Source organism: Photobacterium sp. R1, from assembly GCF_054600795.1.
In genome coordinates, this window is record NZ_BAAHZP010000169.1 from 1 (window position 1) to 387 (window position 387).

The 387-nt window shown below is 48.8% G+C and carries 1 protein-coding gene; it reads left to right on the forward strand.

Going from position 1 to position 387, the window contains the following annotated elements; translation table 11 throughout:
- Positions 1-387: N-acetyltransferase family protein (locus ACYP03_RS24515; protein WP_459782451.1), on the forward strand; the 387-nt coding region annotated here is incomplete at both ends.

The window sequence follows — 387 nt, forward strand, 5'->3', positions numbered from 1 at the left end:
TATGCTAACCATTGATTACGCCACATTTGACGATCATTCCGCTATTACCGAACTGCATGTTCGCAACTGGCAGGCTGTGTATTGCAACGACTTGTCAGAACAATATCTGACTCACGATATCCATCAGGACAGGTTTCAGACCTGGCATTCGCGCTTAACTCAACCCATGAGTAAACGGCACATTCTTGTTGCGAAACAAAACGGCAAAATGTGTGGTTTTATCTGCATCGAGCTGGATGCGCACCCTGAACTGGGCACACTGGTCGATAACCTGCATGTTAACCCTGAAATCAAAGGACAAGGCATTGGCAAGCAGCTTCTCGCGGCGGCCAAAAAGATTATGGCCGAGCACGCTCAGTCAGGCGGTCTTTATCTGGAAGTGCTGGC